Genomic DNA, 22,089 nt, shown 5'->3' with positions numbered 1-22,089 from the left:
TAAAGAATAGTTAGTGTTACCTCTACTCCATCGAAGTGTCTGCAAACATAAATACAATACAATCGGTATAATTAAAAAATCATTACAATAATTTTGAACCCAAGTTGGTAAGGAGATGGAAACACGCTTCAACACATAAACGAGACATCCAAGGCAGGAGGAAAAATAAAAATAATATGTGAGAATTTTATTAGGCAAGGTTATCCTGCAGCTACCATGCAATGAACCACCCAAGAAAAGCACCAATAGCACTTACCACGAGAAATACAGAATGTAAGATCCAACCAATTATTTTGTACAGAAAAAATGGATGTTGCATTAAGCGTTTAGCAACACCAGGGTTTTCTAACTCGTATTTGGCTTCTTCGATAAATTCTTGTTTGATTTTTTCTGCCTTCAATTCCTGAATTTTTTTATGCGAAATTAAGGCACCACAATTTTTGCAATAATCAGAATTCTCGGTAAATACACCACAGCTTCCACACTTTACATTCGAACTAGTTCTCGTCACGCTCATTATCAAAAGAATACTTATTTTTATTTCTATATGGTCTAATAATCAAACGAGTCTCTCTATCAAAACGAATATAATTATAAACCCAGTTCATAAACACAATTGCTCTATTTCTAAAACCAATTAACGAAAACAAATGTACGAACATCCATACAAACCAGGCAAAAACGCCCTGAAATTTCCAATTTGGTAAATCAACAACAGCTCTGTTTCTTCCTATAGTAGCCATGGATCCTTTATTGTGGTATGTAAATGACTTAAGTTTTTTATTTGCTATCGTTGCTTTTATATTTTGTGCAAGTAACTTTCCCTGTTGAATTGCTGGTTGCGCCATCATTGGATGCCCATGTTTGTATTTTTTCGTAGCCATAGCAGCAACATCCCCAATTGCAAAAATATTAGTATACCCTTGCACTCTATTGAAACTGTCTACCCGAATTCTATTAGCTCTTGCAACAATACATTCATCGGCTAAGCCATTAACGGTCTCTCCTTTTACTCCTGCTGCCCAAATCACGGTTTGTGCGAAAAATTTTTGATCTTTATTGGTGGTTATGGTTTCTCCATCGTAATTGGTAACGATTAGACTTTTCCATATATCCACACCGAGATCACGCAGAAAACTTTCTGCTTTCTCAGACGCCTCCCCACTCATCCCATCTAATAGTGCGTTAGAACCTTGGATGATATTAATTTTCATTTGGCGTATATCAAGATCCGGATAATCTTTCGGCAAAATACCTTTTTTCATCTCCGCTAAAGCTCCTGCTAATTCCACTCCAGTGGGGCCACCACCGACAATAACAAAATTCATTAGAGCAAGACGCCTTTCTACATTGGTTTCTAATAAAGCTTCTTCAAAATTCTCCAAAACCAAACTGCGAATATTAAGTGCTTGTGGCACTGATTTCATTTCCATGGAAAACTTCTCAATATTAGCATTTCCGAAAAAATTAGTAGTAGAACCAGTTGCTAAAATCAAATAATCATACGCTATAGTTCCAATCGTTGTGTTGATTTCATCCTTATCGGAACAAATCTCCGTTACCGCTGCTAATCGAAAATAAAAATTTGCAACACCATTAAACCTCTTTCTTAAAGGATAGGCAATACTATCGGGTTCAAGACCGCCAGTTGCAACTTGGTAAAGCAATGGCTGAAAGGTATGATAATTATGTTTATCTATTAAAACAACTTGAAGTTTTTCATTTTCTAAGCCCCTAGCGACTGCCAATCCTGCAAATCCTCCTCCTACAATTACAACTCTAGGGAAACTGCTTTGCGGTATATTCATTCGGTAAAATTTTTAGAATACTAAGGTACAAAAAAAGCACCAAAAAGTGATTCTGACAAAGGTAAATCTATTGGAATTTTTACAGTAAGAGCACCCCAAAAAACAGCATAAAGCGCTATCTCAAAAACCTATTCTAAAAACCCTCTTTAAAACGTCTAAATTCTCGTTCTAAATAATTTAATTTTTCTTCTAAAGGATTTCCAAATTCTGGCAAACGAAACAATATAGTATAGCAAATTTTCCAAACCTCTTTCACCTCATTTAACGAAAATTTATACGGTGCTATATTTTTATGAGCAGCTTTTAAAAAAACCATGTCTTCTTTTACCTGCAAATGACGTACCATTAATTTGTCATGAACAAGAATTAGTACAACAGTTCCCTCGGGAATCGAAACTATATCTTTTAGTAAAACCTGTTCTCCAATAACAATATCTCCAGGATAAAGACCTTTGTCATTTGCGGTCATTTCTAAATTAGAGATGGTATATGCTCTAAATTTTTGCGAGGAAGCTAAAGGAAATTGTATTTGCGGTAAATCCTCTATGTAAGAGATGTTGTTATATAGATTTGGATATTCACCTATAGCATCCCCTTGTAATAGTGGTATACTAGACATTTCAACCTTGTGAAAAGCATCTGCATGTAAAGTTAGATCATCTTTAAACTGAAGCAAGGCATTAACCGTGAGTTCAGAGGTTAAGAGATCATCTATAGAGGTGCTAAAATAATTAGCAATTTTAATTATCGTATCAATCTTTGGCTCACTCCTGCCCTCCTCATATGCTCCAAGTGTAGCCCTTTTTAGGTCAAAAAGCTCTGCGAATGCTTGTTGACTTAAGCCTTTTACTCCTCTTATTTTTTTTATATTTTTTCCAAAAAAAGACATTTTGCTAATTTTATTTGCATTATTAATTTTTTTTTGTATCTTTACACTAATAATATTAGCTAATATACCATATAATTACTAAAAAAATTAGAAAAAATCAAAAAAAATGAACTAATCCTAAAAAAAACACCAAATGATTGCAACAACTATTTACATTACAAGCTGGATATTAACATCTTTTTTGTAATATTACGAGACTAAAAAACCAACCTAACTTAATTACATATGACCACATACTTTCAAAAGACAAAAACTTTTTTACAAGAACTTAACTTCCATATTTTAAAGGAAAATGAAGAAGATGGTGTTTTTGTTATTGAAAAGGAGGATTTTGGTTTAAAAAATTTGATCCTTGGGGTTGCAAACCCAATACTAATAATTGAACAATTCATATTTAAAGTTAAACAACCTAACGAAGAAATATTTAAAAGTCTTCTTAAGAAAAATAGAGATATTATTCACGGTGCTTTTGTCCTAGATGAAAGCGGAAAAAGAGTAATATTTAGAGATACTTTACAATTGGAAAATCTAGATATCAATGAACTAGAGGCGAGTTTAAATTCTCTTAGTCTTTTACTAAGCGAATATTCAGAAAACATAATTACATTTTCAAAATACTAAAAAAAATAGGCATGAATATATTTAGAAGGTTATTCAAAATAGGACAATCAGAGGCAAATTCTGCAATTGACAAAATGGAGGACCCCATTAAGATGACAGAACAAGGAATTAGAGACATGAAAATTGACTTAGAAAAAAGTCTCGAATCTTTAGCGCAAGTTAAGGCTTTGGCCATTCGATCGACAACAGAGATCAATGAACTAACAGCGAAGGCAGAAGACTACCAGCAAAAAGCAATGCTAATTCTCAAAAAAACACAAAAAAAAGAACTAGACTCTCAAGAAGCAGATAGACTTGCAAAAGAAGCCTTAGTCAAAAAAGAAGAGACCATAGAGGAAATTACTGCACTTCAGAGTAATTCTGAAAAATACAAAAACTCCGTTGCGACCTTAGAAGGGAATGTGCAAGAAATAAAAAATAACATTAGCAAATGGGAAAGCGAATTAAAAACCCTAAAAGCGAGAGTTAAGGTAAGTAAGGCTACACAAAACCTAAGTAAACAAATGGCAGAATTAGACAGTGGTAGCACTGTTAGTATGCTGGAAAGAATGAAAGATAAAGTTAACCAAGAGGAAGCTTTAGCAGAGGCATATGGAGACTTGGCCAACGCCTCAAAATCAATCGACGATGAGCTTCGAAATGCAATTAACGAAAAAGAAAGTTCCGCAGAAGAAGATTTAGCAAAATTAAAAAAACAATTAGGTATAAACTCTAAAGAAGAATAAACTTGAATACACTAAGCGACATACTATTTTCATCCGTCAACATAACATTGACACTATTGGTTATTTTACTTCTAGCATACTGGATAGTAACCTTACTATCTGGTATTGACTTCGATTTAAATGTAGATATTGATGTAGATGTAGATGTAGATGCCGATATTGATATCGATGTTGGTATAGAGGGGGGAAATGCCGATTTTCATGACATTTCCAATACAGAAATCAATAAAGAAGATGTCGTTGGAAAAAGAAGAAAACCACTGCGATGGTGGCAGGTAGTCTTAATTTATTTTAATTTCGTAGGATTACCGTTTATGTTTACATTCACCGCATGGATATTTATCTGGTGGATGTGCACCGCAGTTAGCACGACAATAACGCAGAGTTATGAAAATAGTTTTGGATTTGTTTTAATGCTTGCCGGTTTTTTTCCCTCGTTAGTTCTCACCAAAATATTCACCACACCGTTTAAAAACTTTTTCAAAGGTTTTAATCAGGATGGAGATGCACCAACAGAAATTGTTGGCAGAACTGGTATTTCGCTATCTACCATACAAGATAAAAAACTAGGTTCTGCTGAGGTCAAAGCTGAAGGGAACAGCTTGAGCATTAATATTAAATCTCTTAATGGTGAAAAAATAGCCTTCAGAGATCAAATTTTAATCATTAAAAAAAGTCCCGACAAATCATTTTATTACGCACAAAAATACACTAACTAAAATCATTTAATTTCTATGGATAATTTACTTCAAATTATAGGAATAGGTATCGGCTTACTTTTATTCCTCGTAATACTTTACTTTGCTATTGTTGCAATGTTTTACAAAAAAGTACCACAAGGACAGGCTCTTATTAGAACTGGCTTCAAAGGAACCAAAGTTGCAACAGACAAAGGTTTATATGTGGTACCTGTTTTTCATCGAGTGGAAATAATGGACATTTCCGTAAAAAAAATTCAAATTGAACGTTTAGGAAACGATGGATTAGTGTGTAAAGATAACATGCGAGCAGACATTAAAGTAGCTTTTTTCGTTAGAGTTAATAACGAGGTAGAATACATTAAAAAAGTAGCGCAAACTATTGGTTGTGAAAGAGCATCTCACATTAGTACTCTAGAAGATCTTTTTGAGGCTAAATTCTCTGAAGCACTTAAAACGGTTGGTAAAAAGTTCCAATTTACAGAACTCTATGAAGCAAGACGTGAATTTAGAGACGAAATTGTTGATATAATTGGTACCGACTTAAATGGATATACATTAGAGGATTGCGCCATTGATTATTTAGAACAAACTCCTGTAACTTATTTAAAAGCAGACAATATTTTAGATGCAGAGGGAATTAAAAAAATTACAGAATTAACTGCAGAACAAAACATAAAGGCTAACTTGATTAAACGGGATGAAGAAAAAGTTATTCGAAAGCAAGATGTTGAAGCTAGGGAGGCAATTTTAGAACTTGATAAGCAACTAGCAGAGAAAGAGGAGCAACAAAAACGGGAAATCGCGAATATAAAAGCACGTGAGGAAGCCGAAACTCTAAAAGTCGCAGAAGAGGAACGACTCAAATCGGAAAGTGCTAGAATTATCACGGAGGAAAAAGTTCAAATAGCGGAAGAAAATATGCAACGACAAATTATCGTTGCTGCAAAAAACAAACAAAGAACCGAGGTTGTGGAGACAGAACGAGTTGAAAAAGATAGAATGCTGGAAGCAACCGAACGCGAACGCATTGTTACACTTGCTCAAATTGAAAAAGAGAAGGTTGTAGAGGTAGAAAAGAAAAATATACAAGATGTTATTCGCGACCGCGTTACGCTAGAAAAAGGTGTAATTGAAGAGCAAGAAAACATGAAAGATATTGAAGCTTTTAAAACGGCAGATCGTGAAAAACAAGTAAAAATTACCACTGCAGAAGCAGAAGCACAAGAAGCCTTGATCAAAACAACAATTGCCGCAGAAGCACAAAAAGAAGCTGCGAAACAAAAAGCAGAGGAAATTAATATTGAGGCGCAAGCACAAAAAGAGGCAAGCGAAAAGGAGGCGGAAGCAAGAAAAACACTAGCTGAAGCGCAAGCAAAAGAAGAAGCTACTATCGGAATGTCGGAAGCACAAGTTATGCACGCAAAAGCAGATGCGCACGAAAGACAAGGTTTTGTTGAAGCAAGTATCATTGAGAAAAAGGCAAAAGCAGAGGCTGCTGGAATATTAGCAAAAGCAGAAGCTTTAAAAGAGGAAGGTAGTGCTGAAGCTATCGTTATAAAAGAAAAAGCATTAGCCAAAGCTATCGGAAATAAAGAAATAGCCCTTGCAGAAGCTGCAGGTATTGAAGAAAAAGCAGAAGCAATGAAGAAATTAGATGGCGTTGGAAAAGATCACGAAGAATTCAAGTTAAAATTAGACAAAGAATTACAGGTAGATCTTGCTCACATTGAAATTCAAAAAGATATTGCAGATGCCCAAGCTCAAGTTATCGGAGACGCTCTGAAAGCCTCAAATATTGATATTGTTGGAGGAGAAACCATGTTCTTTGAGCAAATTATCGGCCAAATAACAAAAGCCAAAGGTGTAGATAGATTAGTAAAACATAGTACTACCATTGACGATGTAAAAGATGCTATTTTAGGTAGTGATGATGTAAAAGGTAATTTACTTGAAAAAGTAAAAGATTTTGCAAATCAGTACGGTATATCTTCGGAGGATATTAAAAATTTAAGTATCGCAAATATATTACTAAACCTAAAAGAAAATGCTGCTAGCACAAATGAAGAAAATATGTTTGGTAATCTTTTTAATCTTGCCAAAGGTTTAAATATTGCGGATAAGAAATTATCCTAAAAAGTTTACAAGAACCCTACAGGTTTCTGTTGGGTTCTTTATTTTAAAAAAGGATGCATTCGCATACGATGTATTTAACCGCATCCTACCCTCTAATTTCTTTTTTCTAAACGTTCACATAAAAGCACATGGAAAAGCAAAATACTACACAACAACTAGATGGCGGAACTTATGAAATAATTCAAAATAGGCTTCAAAAAGAAAAGGCAATACTATTAGAAAAATTACAATTATTAAACAGTGCAAGAAAAGAGGTATTTGGTACAATCGAAACAAAATTAATTGCTAATGATCGAATTTCAACAGAAAATAATTGTATTGCCAAAGATATAATATCACTTAAGAATACATCTATTTTTGGCTATAATGTACACTTCGGTCTAAGAACCAATATTACGCTCTCTGATGTATTCAGCATCTATGAATATTCTGAAAATCATTTTCAGAAAAAATCTTTAGATTTAATTAATGACCAAGGCTTTGAGGACGATTTTACCAACCTCTATAAATACTATCGAAATACTGCCTTTTCTAAATTTGCGATAATTGGAAACTACCTACATATGGTATTTCAATTGAGTGAAAGCAAAAGTGACATTAAAACATTCAAGTGGCTAATCGATGAGGATGAATTAAAATACATAGATAATCGAAGTGAACATGAATACAAATTTCCAATCCAGCATGAATTTCAGTGGCAAGAAGTGCAAAGAGACATGCATCGCTACGGAAAACATCCACATATTTCTATTTTAGATAAAGTATTTGTAGAGACAATTGGTGGCGATTTAACCATTAAAATTGAAGATAATACCGACGATGGAAAAGGTATTATAGAAGAACCTGTTCTTCATGCAGATCAAACCTTAGATGATGGTCAGTTCCGATATGGCGATCTTGCAAATCTTATTATTCTAGAGATTAAGCCTTTTCAGGAAGTTCCTAGATACTTTGTGTACAACCACAAACTACAAGAGGTAATTAAAATTGACAGCATCCAAGACACCGCTGTAAAACTTCCTGATGACCAGGGTATTATCTTCCCAAATGGATATTACCTGCAAACAGGAGAATACAAATTATTTGAAAGTGATGTAAAAGCTGTTAAGTTTCAAGAGAAAATTGTCTCCCCCAATGGAGAGGATTTTCTTTACGTATTCTATGCTACTATCAGAGGGTTATATATATTGATGTCTTACAACATAATTGAACAAAAAGTAAAAACACCAATTATTTGTAATGGCTTTACGGTGCTACAAAATGGAGAGCTTTGTTACTTTAAACATGAAAATGAGCAAACTAAAAATCATATTGTGCAGATTTGGCAAACCCCTTATGTAAAAGGTGGAACAATCCCTTCAAAACACAAAAATAGCCTACTATATAAAATTGGTAACAAAGATATTGTAAGAGCCATGGCCGATTGCCAAGCACTAATTACATTACTAAACAAAGAAGATAATTACAATGGCTTGTACAATGATGTAGCAAAGGCCTCTAAGGATTTAAACGATTCCTATTATTGGCTTCCTGAAAAAGAGGCTAACGAACTTACTATACCAATACTGGCAATAAATACAGCGGCTAACGCTGCCATTGATGAATTTGAAAAAGTAGTTGCATTAAAAAAACAAGCTAGCGAGGAAATCAAAGACATCAAAATCAAATCAGAGAATCTATTCCAGAAGATAAAGAGTACTTCTTTTAAATCTATAGATAATTTTGTAGTACTACTGAGTCAACTCCGAACTATTAGAGGTGAAGTTTTAAGCCTACAAGACATTAGGTACATCGATAAAAAATATTTGGATAACCTGGAGGAAAGTGTTGCTGAACAAAACGACCTCATTGCAACGAGATGTGTGCAATTTTTATTGGATGAAAAAGCCTTAGCACCATATCACAAGAGAGTAGCAGAAAAAGAAAATGAACTACAATCTATAAACAAGGTAATCACAGCCAAAGAATTAGAGAAAGACGTAAATCAAATTACTAGTGATTTAGAAATGCTTATCGATATTGTTTCGAATCTAAATATCGAAGACACTTCCCAATCTACAAAAATCATTACTAATATCTCTTTAATTTTTTCAAGTATTAACCAGCTTAAGGCAGGTATTAAAAACAAAGTTAAAAGCCTTGGGAGTATTGAAGCTAAAGCCGATTTTACTGCGCAATTGAAATTACTAGATCAAAGTATAATAAATTATATAGATATTGCCAATACTCCAGAAAAATGTGATGAATCTTAACGAAAACGATAATTCAATTAGAAGAATTAGAGGGCAGGTTTGCAAACTATGAAGCATTCATATCAATCATAATCGAAAAACGAGAGGAAATACACAATGCTTTTGACAATAGAAAAAACAACTTACTTGAAAGAAGAAATAAAAAGAGTACTGCATTACAAACTGCCTCAGAACGCATTATTAAAGGAATAACTAAAAAAGCGCTTTCTTTAGGCTCTGTTTCTGAAATCAATGGATACTTTTCATCCGATTTAATGATTGCTAAAGTCAAAGATATCGTTTCGCAGTTAAAAGAACTTGAAGATATCGGAAAAGCGGAAGCTATTGAAACCCAATTAAAATCAGCAAAAGAAGACGCCTTACGCAAATTAAAAGATAAGCAAGAGTTATATGAGGATGGCGACAATGTAATTAAATTAGGAAAACATAAGTTTGGCGTAAATAAACAAATACTTGATTTAACCATTGTATTTAAAAATGAACAATTGTACTACCACCTAACAAGTACTGATTTCTATCAAGAAATAAATAACGAAACCTTATTAGCATCGAAAAAATACTGGAATCAAGAATTGGTATCCGAAAATATGCAGGTATACAGGTCTGCATATTTAGCATATAACATTTTTAAAAAATCTTCTGAAAGTGAATTACTAAATCTATCGGAAAACCAACTTATTAACCTAGTTCAACAAGAAAGTAGTAACTTATACTCTGAGGGATATTTAAAGGGAGTGCATGATATTGATGCAGCAAAAATACTACATACACTGGTACACAAACACAGTGAACTAGGACTATTAACTTACACTCCAGAAACAAGAGCATTTGCTCAGTATTATTGGAATTATTTAGAAGAAAAAGAACAAAAACGTTTGCAGTCTGCTATAAGAACAACAGGAGAGGTACTAGAGGTATTCCCTACGACTTCATCTTATGGTTTTGTAAAGGATGAATTACAAGATTCCATTCTTGATTTTTTAAAAGTAACAGATTTCTTTTCAGACATAAACACTGCGGATATTGCCGATTATTTATGTAGAGAATTGCAAAACAAAAATTCGTTTGAAGTGAGTGCAGAGGCTGCAAACATCAAGCATAACTTCTTAAAAAATATTAAAAAAGAAAACGCTTTACACAAATTCAAAACAGGAATTGAAAAACAAAAAGAATACTTTGATAGAATCCAACTTACAACACAATGGGTCCAATCGTATATTTTAGCTAAAGAACCAACCTTAAAAAACTACACCGCCGAGGTAGTTGCAACACTTCTTTTTGAAGATCTTTCTTTACAAAATACCATTAGTGTACATCCTGAGGTTAAAATTTCGGGATTAAAAGGAAATCATACAAGTATAGAAAATGGTGCGTATTCTTTTAATTACCATCAGTTTATTAAAGAACTTGAGGCTTTCTGCAACATTGAGGTTCCGAATTATCTACGATACAAAAAAACAAAGCAAAAATTAACCGAATCGCTAAAAGAAACCCTAAAACTAGAAGAGTTTAAACCAAAAGTACTTACGTCTTTCGTTCGAAACAAATTAATTGACCAAGTATACTTTCCAATAATAGGTGATAACCTTGCGAAACAACTTGGAGCTTTAGGAGATAATAAAAGAACCGACCGTATGGGAATGTTATTACTCATTTCGCCTCCGGGATATGGTAAAACTACACTCATGGAATATCTATCCAATAGATTAGGTCTTGTTTTTATGAAAATTAATGGCCCTGCAATTGGTCACGAAGTTACATCTGTAGATCCAATGGCTGCTACTAATTCCGCAACTCGCGAAGAGCTTAAAAAGTTAAATCTTGCTTTTGAAATGGGAGATAATGTGATGTTATATCTAGATGACATACAACACTGTAATCCTGAATTCTTACAAAAATTCATATCCTTATCGGATGGTACTCGAAAAATAGAAGGAGTTTACAACAACAAATCAAAAACCTATGATTTACGAGGAAAAAAGTTTTGTGTTGTTATGGCAGGAAACCCATACACCGAGAGTGGAGATAAGTTCCAAATACCAGATATGCTCGCAAATAGAGCAGACATTTATAACTTAGGAGATATTATTGGTGATACTGAGCATTTGTTCAAATTGAGCTTAATTGAAAACTCATTAACCTCAAATCCTATTTTACACCAATTAAGTAGTAAACATTTTGAGGATGTGTATGCTTTAATCGAAAAACTTGAAAACAATAACGAAGATATACAATTACAAGGAAACCATACCAAACAAGAAGTTCAAGATTATTTGGCAATCTTAAAAAAGGTATTAGCTGTTAGAGACACGATTGTTAAAGTGAATAGGACCTACATTCAATCTGCAGCAATGGAAGATGCATACAGAACGGAACCATCTTTTAAACTTCAAGGCTCCTACCGTGACATGAACAAGTTGGTAGCCAAATTAGTGCCTATTATGAATGAAAAAGAACTAAATCGTTTATTATTGAGTCATTACGAAAGTGAATCACAAACCCTTACTGCCTCTGCCGAAGCTAACTTATTAAAATACAAAGAACTAGTACAACAGCAAACAGAGGAGGATATGGTTCGATGGCAAGAGATCAAAACAATATTTGCAAAAAACAACAGATTAAAAAGTATTGGCAACAATAATGAAATGGTACAAATTATAAGTCAAATGGAATTATTTACAGAAAACTTAGAAGGAATTAAAGCCGTACTTCAAAAAAAGTTTGAATAAACACAAAACTAAAAATAGGTATAAAATTTAATCATATGTAAAAAAAGGAATACCCAAGCCATTACTATGATTTTAGCAAATGTGTTATGAGGACTCAAATAATACAGCTTTAAAAACGGTACCATAAAGTATTAATAGTCTGAATTTTTATTGTTATCAATATTTACTATTTTAGTTTACGTATTTATTGTATTTCAAATACATTTGTGCACCTGTTTTATCACTTGAAATACATTACTTTTTAACTACTAATATTTACGACTAATGCCAGTAAAAATAAAACTACTACTACTTGCTTTAGGGATACTATTTCTCGCTTTTATAGTGGTACAAGTATTTGCTTTAAACAGCCAAAGAAATATTGAAATGTACCCATATACCTTAATTAAAAAGGGAAGTACATTTGAAATTAGAGCTTATGAGGCTAGTTTGTTTACATCAGTTACCATTTCTAATGACACGTACAAAAAATCTTCTAAAAAAGGATTCTCCATGCTAGCCGGGTATATATTTGGAAACAACGAAACAAACGAGAAAATCGCAATGACTTCTCCAGTTAGCATGTCTTTGTCCGACTCTACTACCATGATGTTTATGGTACCGAGAAAGCTACAAAAGGAGAAACTTCCAAAACCATTAGAACAACAAATTAAATTTATTGAGGAACCTGCTAAAACTGTTGCCGCAATTCGTTTTACAGGATGGGCAAACGATGATAAAATCACAAAATATAAACAAGAGCTGTGTAAGGCTTTAGACGTTGCTAAAATTCCTTATTCCAACAAATTTTATTTTTTAGGGTACAATGCTCCTTATGAATTTTTTAATCGGAAAAATGAAATTATAGTGGAATTACCCAAAAGCTATTTAAAATAAAGAGTCGAGCATAGATACTATATAAGAAATTAGTATCCACAGAGAACCTAATTTTAAACTATAAAAAAATACTAAAACGTAGTACTCTTTCTAATCGCAACACCAAACGTAAAATTGGAAAAATTAGTAAAAAGATTAACGCTATTAACGATTTAACAATGAAATGTAAGAATTGTGGGAATACATTTAAAGGTAATTTTTGTAATTACTGTGGTCAGAAAAGCAACGTACAACGAATCAACGCAGCAAATTTGTTGTATGAACTTTCGGCGGGGCTTTTTAATTTAAACAAAGGTTTTTTCTATACCATGATAAAGTTAAGCATAGCACCAGGAGGCTCTATTAAAGAATATCTTATTGGTAAACGAAAATATTTTTTTAAACCTATTGGATATTTCTTCGTGATAACTACACTATATATCTTGGTTACCACATTTAGCCCCGTGAACAACTTGCTTGTAACAGATATTATCAATGGATTTATTCAAGGTTTTACCGAATCAGTCAAATTCTCAGAAAACGGGATAAGCTCTGTTAATAGCTTATCGGTTTGGATATCCAATAATTATGCCTACCTAATTCTGTTACTTATTCCGGTTATATCTATTTCTTCCTTTCTTTGTTTTCGCAAAGAAGAAGAAAACTACACGGAACATATTGTTTTAAACCTCTATATAACTGCACAACAAACCATCTTTTACATAGTATTTACAATTCTAGCGTGGGGCACAAAAAAAGAAGATGTAATAGGTTTTGCATTATTACTATCCATAGGCTATAGACTATACACCTATTTCGGTTTTTTTAAAAAAATAAAAAAAACAAGTATTGTATTCCGATTAGTACTCTACTACTTCGTCACCTACATTTTAATAGGGTTACTTTTTTCAATAACCTTAATAGGCTTAAATTTGTAGAATAAATCGACAAAACTCTTGTATATTTTAGTGCGGTACAACTACCAATACAACATCGAATAGCAGTTGCTTAAAACGTGAGATTACATGAACAAAAATACTTTTCATTACCTATTAAAAATACTTACTCTTGTAAAATCTTTGAAACGGAAAAACTAGTAGAATCTATTTGTTGTAGATCTAGATGCTCGTTTAATTTTTGATAGGTATTTTTTAAGGAAGCGCCTCCGCTACAAAAATAATATAGCACTCCAAGATCCTGCTCATTTTCTGTATCTATTGTAACTGAGTTTTGCGTGAACAAATAGGTTATTTTAGCTTCATTGATAAAAGATTCATAAACGGTATCATTTCGTTTGGTGGCTATGGCATCAAAAGTACAGGTAGGCTTTTTTTATCTGCCCTAGACCGAACAGATATATGAATTTGGTTTTCTTGCCCTTTTCGAACAGCAACCGAGACCCAGTCGTATCCTTTTTTTCTATCGGCATACGATGCCGATACATAGTTCCCAAAAAGTAGCGAATCGAACTTTGATTTGGTAGCTTTTACTTCTTTATTTTTAATTGGTAAAGCAGTATTTTTTTTTGCTTCAGAGTTGCATGCGGTAAAAAGTAAAAAAATAATACGATACCGTAAAGTTGCTTTAAAATAGGTTTCATATATCTAGGTATAAATTGAAAAATGATTTATTAATATGTAAGAACAATTGTTATTACCAAAACAATTACAAGTATAAAAAATACTTTAAAAACACTATTGATATCGATTGCGCTAGTACCCTAATTTACAAGACACAAATAGTATTTTTAAAGTACTTTTATCAGAACAAGACAAGGTACAACTACTTCACTTTTTGTACACCAGGCATTTCAAAAGTTCTATCTAATACAGAAGGACCAGGATAATACATTCGGAAAGTTAATTCAAACTCCTCTCCTGTTTTAGGACTTGGCAACCAATTAGATTCTTTACCAACTGGTGCATCAAACTGAATGTATATATCTACAGAACCATCTTTATTATAGGTAAGGTCTTTCATGTTTCCTAAATTATATCGATTGATAGCATTATCCACTAAAAAGCCTTTTTTATCGTACATCGTTAACGACCAAAACCCTTTTGCTGGCGGCATCTTGTCTGCATCAAAGTGCAAAATGTATTGGTTAGATCCGTTAAAATTATCTCCATTAGCATCTACGGCAGCATTTGGATATATCGCGTCTACCGATTGGTTTGCCCCATAGCCAATTTTGGTAACATAAGCTCGTAAAAAATAATTAGTGCCATACTCTCCCAAACCTGAAGTAATGACATTCCAGCCATTTTGTAGATTCTCTACAGGAGGATTAGCTGTCATTTTAGAAAATTGTGCTTGCACAAAAAATGGAATGTTTTTGATTTTCTGTTGTACATTAGGACTAAATTGGCTCATATCAAAAGACCCTCCTGGCGTAATTCCAACAGTTTTCAATGCTGTAAACAGCGGCTGATCGGCTTTATAAGGGGGATTGGTTACTAACAATTGCATTACTTTATTTAAGTAAGTAGTTATATCCATATCATCAACCAAATCCATAGGAACCAAATTCACTAAATCAGGATTAACAACTCCTTTGGGTAATGCATAATCTTTATTATTTCTCTCTGCAAGAGGTTTAGCAATTAATTTAGACTGAAAATTTGCAATTTCGGCCTTTCCATCTTCATCGTTTTTTACGGCAACCCTTCCTAACATCCAATTCAAACTTGTGGAAGATCGGATAACCATTAAATCGTCATCTATCTCTCCTTTGAAAGACGGTCCTACCAAAGCAATGTCTAAAGCTTTTTGACCGGTAGTTCTAGTCCCTAAAGATTTAATGACATCACCATGCGCATTCAAAATTGGCATTAGGTAATATCGTTCTGTCGCTGGAATGTGCAAGTAAAGCGGTGTTTTGGATAAATCGGCATAAATTACGCTGTAATAGGTATCTAAATTTGGTCGAACAACATCGGTAAAACCAGCTTTCGGAAATTTATGCATATTTCCCCACTGGTTTATAGGGCCTTTACCCATACCGTTATCCGACTTTACATTCGAAGAGATTAAATGTGTATACTCCATAGTCATCATGGGGTATCCGAAAATATATGCTTGGGTAACCAATGCTATCTTAGTGGAATCTTCGGGAGTTAGCGATGCGGATGCATTTGTATCGGCTTTATTCTTATCCGAGGCACAAGAAAAAAGAAACAAAGCAGCCGTAAAAAAAAGAAACTTGTTGAGTATTTTCATAATAAAAATTTTTAATTCTTTTAAATTTAACAATTAATCATTTAAAAATCAATTGTTTTCTTTTAAAAAAACTTTTATTTCTAGAAAACATGAACATGAACCAATTTGTAGGCTACTTGGAGACACAAGATATAAGAACACACTAAAAACAGCAACGAATCAACAGTCTAACTCTTTTAAAGGGTAGCTCAATCCAGGAATTCTTCCCTAAAATCATGATATTTTCCAAGATACATACTGCACCAAACTCAAAAATTTAGAATTACATTTCCTTTTTGCGAATTTGTAAAAACCATAAAAAACAGGATACCTATAGTCTCAAATTGGTAACTACAGCTCTCTTTATAAAAAACAAAAAACCTTAAATCTAAAGTTCTGAAGCAATTGAAAACTTATTATTGTGCTTGCAAATAGGTATCTAATAATGTCTTTGTGGAAGCATCATGTTCCGAGTTTACAGAGGAACTTTGTATTTCCTGTAATACAGATGAAGATAACTCTTTTCCCAATTCTACGCCCATTTGGTCATAACTAAAAATATTCCATATGACACCTTGCACAAATAACTTATGCTCATACATGGCTATTAATTTTCCTAAAACTTTTGGAGTTAATTTAGAGAACAATAAAGTATTGGTTGGCCTGTTTCCTTCAAAGGATTTGTAGGCTACCAAACTTTCTAATTTAGTAGTTGGTATATTTTGTTGCAGTAAACTCTCTCGAACTTCTTCTTTGGTTTTTCCTACCAATAAAGCTTCGGTTTGTGCAAAGAAATTAGACATTAATTTAAAATCGTGACTTTTATCGTTGTAAAATGACTGTTTAAATCCTATAAAATCTGCAGGAATAAACTTAGTTCCCTGATGCAGCAATTGAAAAAATGCATGTTGCGCATTCGTTCCGGTAGATCCCCAAACAATGGTTCCTGTTTGATAGGCAACAGAATTGCCTTCTCTATCGATATGCTTCCCGTTACTCTCCATTATGGCTTGTTGTAAATAAGGAACTAAAGAATTTAAGGCTTGGTTGTATGGTATTATAGCCTCTGTTTCACTGTTGAAAAAATTATTATACCAAACGCTTATCAGTGCAAGGGTAACAGGGATATTATCTTCAAAAGAGGCCTTTCTAAAATGTTCATCCATAGAGAAAGCTCCCTCTAAAAGCTGCTCAAAATGATCGTAGCCCAAAACACAAGCAATAGAAAGTCCTACACTACTCCAAAGTGAAAATCTACCTCCTACCCAATCCCATAATGGAAATGTATTTTCGGTAGCGATACCGAAAGTTTTGATCGCTTTCATATTAGTAGACACCGCTACAAAGTGTTTTGCTATGTCTTTTTCTGCTGCACCTTCTAAAAACCAAGCTCTCGCAGTTTCGGCATTTGCAAGCGTTTCTTGTGTGGTAAAAGATTTAGAAACTACAATAAACAGTGTTGTTTCCGGATCTAATTGTTGTAAAATATGATGTACGTGATCGCCATCTACATTAGAGATAAAGTGAGATTTTATGGAACTTTTATAATACAATAAAGCGTCTACCACCATTTTCGGTCCTAAATCAGAACCTCCTATACCAATATTTACAACCGTATCAATGGGTTTTCCAGTATATCCCTTCCATTTTCCGGAATGAATTTTAGAACTAAATGCTTTAATTTTGGATAAACTATCCGTGATTTCTTTATGAATAGGAATACCATTTACCTCTAGCTCTTCCCCTCCTCTAAGGGCCGTATGCAGAACAGATCTCTCCTCCGTTTTATTAATTTGCACTCCTTTAAACTGTGCCTCTATTGCTGTTTTCAACCCTACTTCCTCTGCTAAACTATACAAAATAGACATGGTCTCTTTGGTTATTCTATTCTTGGAATAATCGAGATATACATCCTCAATTTCAATACTTAATTCCTTAGCTCTCTTTGGATTTTCTCGAAACCACACTTTCATTTCCTCTGCTTGGATAATTTCAAAATGTCTTTGTAATTCCGTCCATGATTTTGTAGTGGTAGGGTTGGTAGTTGGTAAGCCCATAAATAATAATTCTATTCAGTTTTTAGATTGGCATTTTAGTAGGGCAATATAGAAAGATTTCTCGTTATTTGGAATGCAATTACAAAACAGTTTTGAAGGAATAGCCTTTCATCATGTACTTTTTTGTTTTTCTAGTTTCTTTCTACAGAAGTTTGCCAAAATACGGCATGTTTTTCTATTGTTTAAAATATCATAAATCGATGTGACATATAGTTCATTTACACTATCAACAACTGAATAAATAGTATACTAGTGACAATACTAGCAAGACAATTTAAATATTCCAGTGATTATTATCCGGTATTTATAATACTATACCTTGCAAATGTGCAGAATTAAAAAAGAGATATCATATTAATTGATATCTCTCTCTTTTTAAGAATGCTTCTCGTTTTTATTTTCCTTCAAAGAACTTAGATAATTGAGAAAGATTCATCTTATCTTCATCAATCTTGGTATTTTGAATCATTTTAATAACTTTTGCTGGATTCATATTTTCTCCCAGCAAACGAGCAACGCCAACACCGTATTTTTCTCCATAACCAAAGGCTACAATTTCGTCAATCGCATCAGATTCTCCAGTGTAATATACTGTTATATGCATCCCTTTATCTTTGAAGTTCATCAACTTCTTGAAAGTAGGCTCTTTAAGAATTCTTTGCAGTGTTGCTTTTTCGTTGGTGTATGTCTCTGCATCTGTATTACTCATTGGTAATCCAGTGATGTTAATTTTTCGGATACTCTCGTACGCACTTTTGTCGTCGTCATTTATGGCATCATTAGCAATTTCTAAAACACTAATCGGTATATCCATATTCACATATCCCTTTTTATCGTGAGATTCGACTATGAAAGTTTGCAAAGACTCTTTTTTACAAGAGACAAAAAAAGCAGTTAACATAACCAAAGCATACATAACTATATTTTTCATAAATAAATTCATATTTTAAGGTTAAACGGTAAAAATATCTAAAGAAAGTGCTAGAGGTGTGTTCACAACACTAGCACTTCGCTAATTATTAGTTACTCTCTGAATATTTATTTGTTATTTTAGAGAGATCTTTTAAATTAATATCTCCTGTTAAAGAAACGACAGTAGAGCTTTTTCCGTCCTGATTGTCGCCAGCACTTTTAACAAACATTAAAACCTCACTAACAATCTCTTTATTTGGCGTTGTCTTAACATAAATCTTCACTCTTGAACCTTTATCTTTAACACGCATTAATTGTGTTAAATTCGAGTTTTTGATAGCTCTATTCACCATTTGCTCCATTTTAGTTGCTATGGATAGATCATCGGTAGAAAACATTTTCAATTCATCTAATCCCTTTGCGGTATTAAAAACCTCCATATCTTCTGATTTAGCATCTGGAAATTGCTTCAACAAATCAAACATATCTTTTGTTATTACCACAGAAGATACCTCTTCCAAATCTTCTAATTCATCGAAAAGTGATTGTCCAAATGTGACATTGGAAACAAAAAGAAAAGCTAGAATATATACTACTTTTTTCATAATTTGAATATTTAATTTTACTTGGTTTTTTTATTAATAATTTAATTTTTGCAATACATTGTTTACAGATTTCTCGTAAGTGTTTAAGCGCTGGATGGCGTCTTGTCCTTTTTGCATAGAATTGGAAACAGCATACAATGCATTATTCCCTCTATTTAAATTAACCGAAACCATCTCTAAAGCCTCTGTGATTTGTGCTAATTGTTGTCTTTTTAGACGATTTTCTTGCTTCTGTACGCCAATGTAGGTGCTCACTAGTAATGCGAAAGATGCAGCCACCGACAACCATTTCCAGTTCTTTCTCAATGTAGTTTCCGGTTTTAACTGAATGGTTTTGTTGAAGGTTTCATCTCTACTCTGTCTGAAATACCCAAACATAAAAGCATACTCTTGCAAGTGTGGCGCAATGTTATTAGAAGAAAAGTAATCTTGTAATACTTGCTCTTCTCGTAATGTTGTTTCTGCATTTAGGTATTTCTCTACTAATTTTTCTATGTTAGCTAACTCCATAGTTTTGTTGTTTTATTAGTTCTAATCGTATTGTTTTCCTGGCTCTTGATAGCGCTACTCGAACAGCAGTTGGTTTCATATGTACCATTTTACATATCTCCTCAAAATCGTATTGTTCAATATCTCGTAACTGCATAATTAACTTTTGCTGTTCAGGGAGGTTTTCCATTAGTTTGTGCACTAAAGTAACAGTATCATCATCTTCCACCCTTTTATCTAAAGACGTATTATTCTCCTTGTAATTACTGTGCACCAAAGTTAAATTACTTGCCTGTTTCGATTTCAATCTATCAAAACAATAATTTTTTGTCATCGTCATTGCGAAAGCCTCTACATTTCTGTACTCCCCCAATTTATTCTTATTCTTCCACAACTTTAAAAATAATTCTTGTGTGGCATCTTCTGCCTCTTCGGTCGACACTAAAAATCTTTTCGCCAAACGAAAAACTTTGTCTTTAAACGGTAAAACAGATTTTAAAAATTCGGATTGATTCATTGTTTCATTAGTTAATCTAGCAAGCTCAAAATCACTTTTAATTATGCGTTTACAATATTACGACGACACATGTTAAAGTTTGTTACAAGTTGTATTGAAAAATAATAATATTGCTTAAATTGCGTTGGCTTAACAAAACCTATATTTTCATGAGATTTACTAATATATTTATTTTAATATTTCTTTTTTCAATTGTTTCCTCATGCAGTAAAAAAGAAGACGCACCAGACAATGTTGAAATTCAAGATTTTATATGGAAAGGGCTAAACGCTACTATTTATGGCAAAACGATATCCCAGATTTATCGGATAGAAGATTTTCGTCACAGCAGCAACTCAATGAATACTTAGATGATTTTGATGATCCTAACCTACTTTTTGAATCTTTATTATACCAGAGAGGAACCATAGATAAATGGTCTTGGATTGTAGATGATTATATTGCTTTAGAGCAGCAATTTCAAGGCACAACACAAACAACAGGAATGGAGTTTGGTTTAGTTAGATATCGAAACGAAATGAATAACGTTTTTGGATATGTACGATATGTTGTACCGAATACAGATGCTGCTAGTCAAGGAGTTGAGCGAGGCATGCTGTTTAGTTCTGTAAATGGCACTCAAATAACCATTGATAATTACAGAAACTTATTATTTTCCGAGAACACCTCGTTAACTATTAATTTATCCAATTACAATAATGGAGATCCTATCACAAATGGCACATCCATAAACCTAACTAAAAACTCTTACACTGAAAACCCAATACATTTGGCAAAAACGATCAATGAAGGGGGAAAAAATATAGGATATCTAATGTACAACGGATTTACCTCTACTTTTGACTCTCAACTAAACCAAGTTTTCTCTCAATTCAAATCAGATGGTGTTACAGAACTTATTATAGATCTTCGCTATAATGGTGGAGGCTCCGTTAGAACTGCAAGTTATTTAGGAAGTATGATTACCGGACAATTTACGGGAGATGTTTTTTCTAAACAACGATGGAATGAAAAATATATGAATATTATAGAGAATCAAGAAATTCTAATCGATAGATTCAAGAACAAAATAGAATCCTCTGAAAATATAAATTCTCTAAACCTAGAAAACATTTACTTCATAACAACAAGTAGTTCAGCATCTGCATCTGAACTTGTAATAAACAGTCTTGAACCTTACATTAATGTTTTCACAGTAGGAGAAAAAACTGTTGGTAAATACGTTGGGTCAGTAACTTTATACGATTCTCCGAATCTATATACTAAAGAAGATATCAACCCAAACCATAATTGGGCCATGCAACCTATTGTTTTAGAAATCGTAAACAAAAATGACAAAAATGATAAAGATGGCATTGAACCTACCGTAGAAATACTAGAAGACTTTGGTAATTTAGGTGTATTGGGAAATCGTGAAGAACCTTTACTAGCGAGGACACTGCAATTGATTACAACAGGAAATAGAGCTGCTAAATCTGGTAATACTCCAATTGTACTAAAAACTATTAGCAGTTCTAAGGCTAACTATCCATTGTATAACAATATGTATGTAAACTTGCAATCGAAATAAAACACAAATAAAAGAGAGGAGGCAACCC

At 33.2% G+C, this 22,089-nt stretch carries 19 protein-coding genes; 9 read left to right on the top strand and 10 right to left on the bottom strand.

What is annotated here, in order from left to right; translation table 11 throughout:
- Positions 1–211: 211 nt before the first annotated feature.
- The 3 genes from BSU00_RS01850 to BSU00_RS01840 all read right to left on the bottom strand — a co-directional run bounded on the left by BSU00_RS01850 (position 212) and on the right by BSU00_RS01840 (position 2,697).
- On the bottom strand, positions 212–517 hold the full coding sequence (locus BSU00_RS01850; protein ID WP_105002873.1) for a hypothetical protein: 306 nt from the start codon (positions 515–517) through the stop codon (positions 212–214).
- Positions 498–1,808, bottom strand: a complete 1,311-nt coding sequence (locus BSU00_RS01845) for an NAD(P)/FAD-dependent oxidoreductase (protein ID WP_105002872.1) — start codon at positions 1,806–1,808, stop codon at positions 498–500. The genes BSU00_RS01850 and BSU00_RS01845 overlap by 20 nt, the downstream gene beginning before the upstream one ends.
- Before the next feature lie 133 nt (positions 1,809–1,941).
- On the bottom strand, positions 1,942–2,697 hold the full coding sequence (locus tag BSU00_RS01840; protein ID WP_105002871.1) for a helix-turn-helix domain-containing protein: 756 nt from the start codon (positions 2,695–2,697) through the stop codon (positions 1,942–1,944).
- Between the two features lie 225 nt (positions 2,698–2,922).
- Here BSU00_RS01840 and BSU00_RS01835 point away from each other — a divergent pair, with 225 nt between their 5' ends.
- The 5 genes from BSU00_RS01835 to BSU00_RS13840 all read left to right on the top strand — a co-directional run bounded on the left by BSU00_RS01835 (position 2,923) and on the right by BSU00_RS13840 (position 9,129).
- Entirely contained in the window at positions 2,923–3,318 is a 396-nt protein-coding gene (locus BSU00_RS01835; protein WP_105002870.1) for a molecular chaperone Tir, read from the top strand.
- Positions 3,319–3,329: 11 nt separating this feature from the next.
- A complete protein-coding gene (locus BSU00_RS01830; RefSeq protein WP_105002869.1) occupies positions 3,330–4,043 on the top strand; it encodes a PspA/IM30 family protein in 714 nt (237 codons plus the stop codon).
- A gap of 56 nt (positions 4,044–4,099) precedes the next feature.
- Positions 4,100–4,762, top strand: coding sequence for a hypothetical protein (locus tag BSU00_RS01825; protein WP_233188540.1), 663 nt, complete (start codon positions 4,100–4,102; stop codon positions 4,760–4,762).
- 15 nt (positions 4,763–4,777) lie between these two features.
- On the top strand, positions 4,778–6,877 hold the full coding sequence (locus BSU00_RS01820) for a flotillin family protein (protein WP_105002867.1): 2,100 nt from the start codon (positions 4,778–4,780) through the stop codon (positions 6,875–6,877).
- A gap of 128 nt (positions 6,878–7,005) precedes the next feature.
- On the top strand, positions 7,006–9,129 hold the full coding sequence (locus BSU00_RS13840) for a DNA repair ATPase (RefSeq protein ID WP_369820237.1): 2,124 nt from the start codon (positions 7,006–7,008) through the stop codon (positions 9,127–9,129).
- A 46-nt stretch (positions 9,130–9,175) separates the two neighbouring features.
- On the opposite strand, the gene BSU00_RS13835 is transcribed toward BSU00_RS13840, so the two are convergent.
- Positions 9,176–9,400 (bottom strand): hypothetical protein, encoded by a 225-nt coding sequence (locus tag BSU00_RS13835; RefSeq protein WP_369820236.1) that lies wholly within the window; start codon positions 9,398–9,400, stop codon positions 9,176–9,178.
- On the opposite strand from BSU00_RS13835, the gene BSU00_RS13830 reads away from it, so the two are divergent.
- From BSU00_RS13830 to BSU00_RS01805, 3 genes are all read left to right on the top strand, one after another.
- Entirely contained in the window at positions 9,384–11,858 is a 2,475-nt protein-coding gene (locus BSU00_RS13830) for an AAA family ATPase (RefSeq protein ID WP_369820235.1), read from the top strand. The genes BSU00_RS13835 and BSU00_RS13830 overlap by 17 nt on opposite strands.
- Before the next feature lie 264 nt (positions 11,859–12,122).
- Positions 12,123–12,734 (top strand): heme-binding protein, encoded by a 612-nt coding sequence (locus BSU00_RS01810; RefSeq protein ID WP_233188539.1) that lies wholly within the window; start codon positions 12,123–12,125, stop codon positions 12,732–12,734.
- Between the two features lie 158 nt (positions 12,735–12,892).
- A complete protein-coding gene (locus BSU00_RS01805; protein WP_105002866.1) occupies positions 12,893–13,651 on the top strand; it encodes a DUF3667 domain-containing protein in 759 nt (252 codons plus the stop codon).
- An 844-nt stretch (positions 13,652–14,495) separates the two neighbouring features.
- Here BSU00_RS01805 and BSU00_RS01795 read toward each other — a convergent pair.
- From BSU00_RS01795 to BSU00_RS01770, 6 genes are all read right to left on the bottom strand, one after another.
- Positions 14,496–15,932, bottom strand: coding sequence for a DUF1254 domain-containing protein (locus BSU00_RS01795; protein WP_146104774.1), 1,437 nt, complete (start codon positions 15,930–15,932; stop codon positions 14,496–14,498).
- Positions 15,933–16,327: 395 nt separating this feature from the next.
- Positions 16,328–17,968, bottom strand: a complete 1,641-nt coding sequence (gene pgi / locus BSU00_RS01790; protein ID WP_105002863.1) for a glucose-6-phosphate isomerase — start codon at positions 17,966–17,968, stop codon at positions 16,328–16,330.
- Positions 17,969–18,362: 394 nt separating this feature from the next.
- Positions 18,363–18,899 (bottom strand): DUF4252 domain-containing protein, encoded by a 537-nt coding sequence (locus BSU00_RS01785; RefSeq protein ID WP_158254381.1) that lies wholly within the window; start codon positions 18,897–18,899, stop codon positions 18,363–18,365.
- Between the two features lie 88 nt (positions 18,900–18,987).
- Positions 18,988–19,485 carry a DUF4252 domain-containing protein gene (locus BSU00_RS01780; protein WP_105002861.1) on the bottom strand — a complete coding sequence of 166 codons (498 nt, stop codon included), beginning with the start codon at positions 19,483–19,485 and terminating at the stop codon, positions 18,988–18,990.
- Between the two features lie 33 nt (positions 19,486–19,518).
- The gene (locus BSU00_RS01775) at positions 19,519–19,995 is read right to left on the bottom strand and encodes a hypothetical protein (protein ID WP_105002860.1); all 477 of its coding nucleotides are present in this window, start codon (positions 19,993–19,995) and stop codon (positions 19,519–19,521) included.
- Complete coding sequence (locus tag BSU00_RS01770) at positions 19,982–20,491, bottom strand: RNA polymerase sigma factor (protein WP_105002859.1); 510 nt, start codon at positions 20,489–20,491, stop codon at positions 19,982–19,984. The genes BSU00_RS01775 and BSU00_RS01770 overlap by 14 nt, the downstream gene beginning before the upstream one ends.
- A 253-nt stretch (positions 20,492–20,744) precedes the next feature.
- Here BSU00_RS01770 and BSU00_RS01765 point away from each other — a divergent pair, with 253 nt between their 5' ends.
- Entirely contained in the window at positions 20,745–22,061 is a 1,317-nt protein-coding gene (locus BSU00_RS01765) for a S41 family peptidase (protein ID WP_105002858.1), read from the top strand.
- The last annotated feature ends 28 nt before the right edge of the window (positions 22,062–22,089 follow it).

Source organism: Tenacibaculum sp. SG-28 (genome assembly GCF_002954385.1).
Classification (GTDB): Bacteria; Bacteroidota; Bacteroidia; order Flavobacteriales; family Flavobacteriaceae; genus Polaribacter.
The sequence above is the reverse complement of the archived record's forward strand: the minus strand, read 5'-3'. Positions and strand labels throughout refer to the sequence as shown.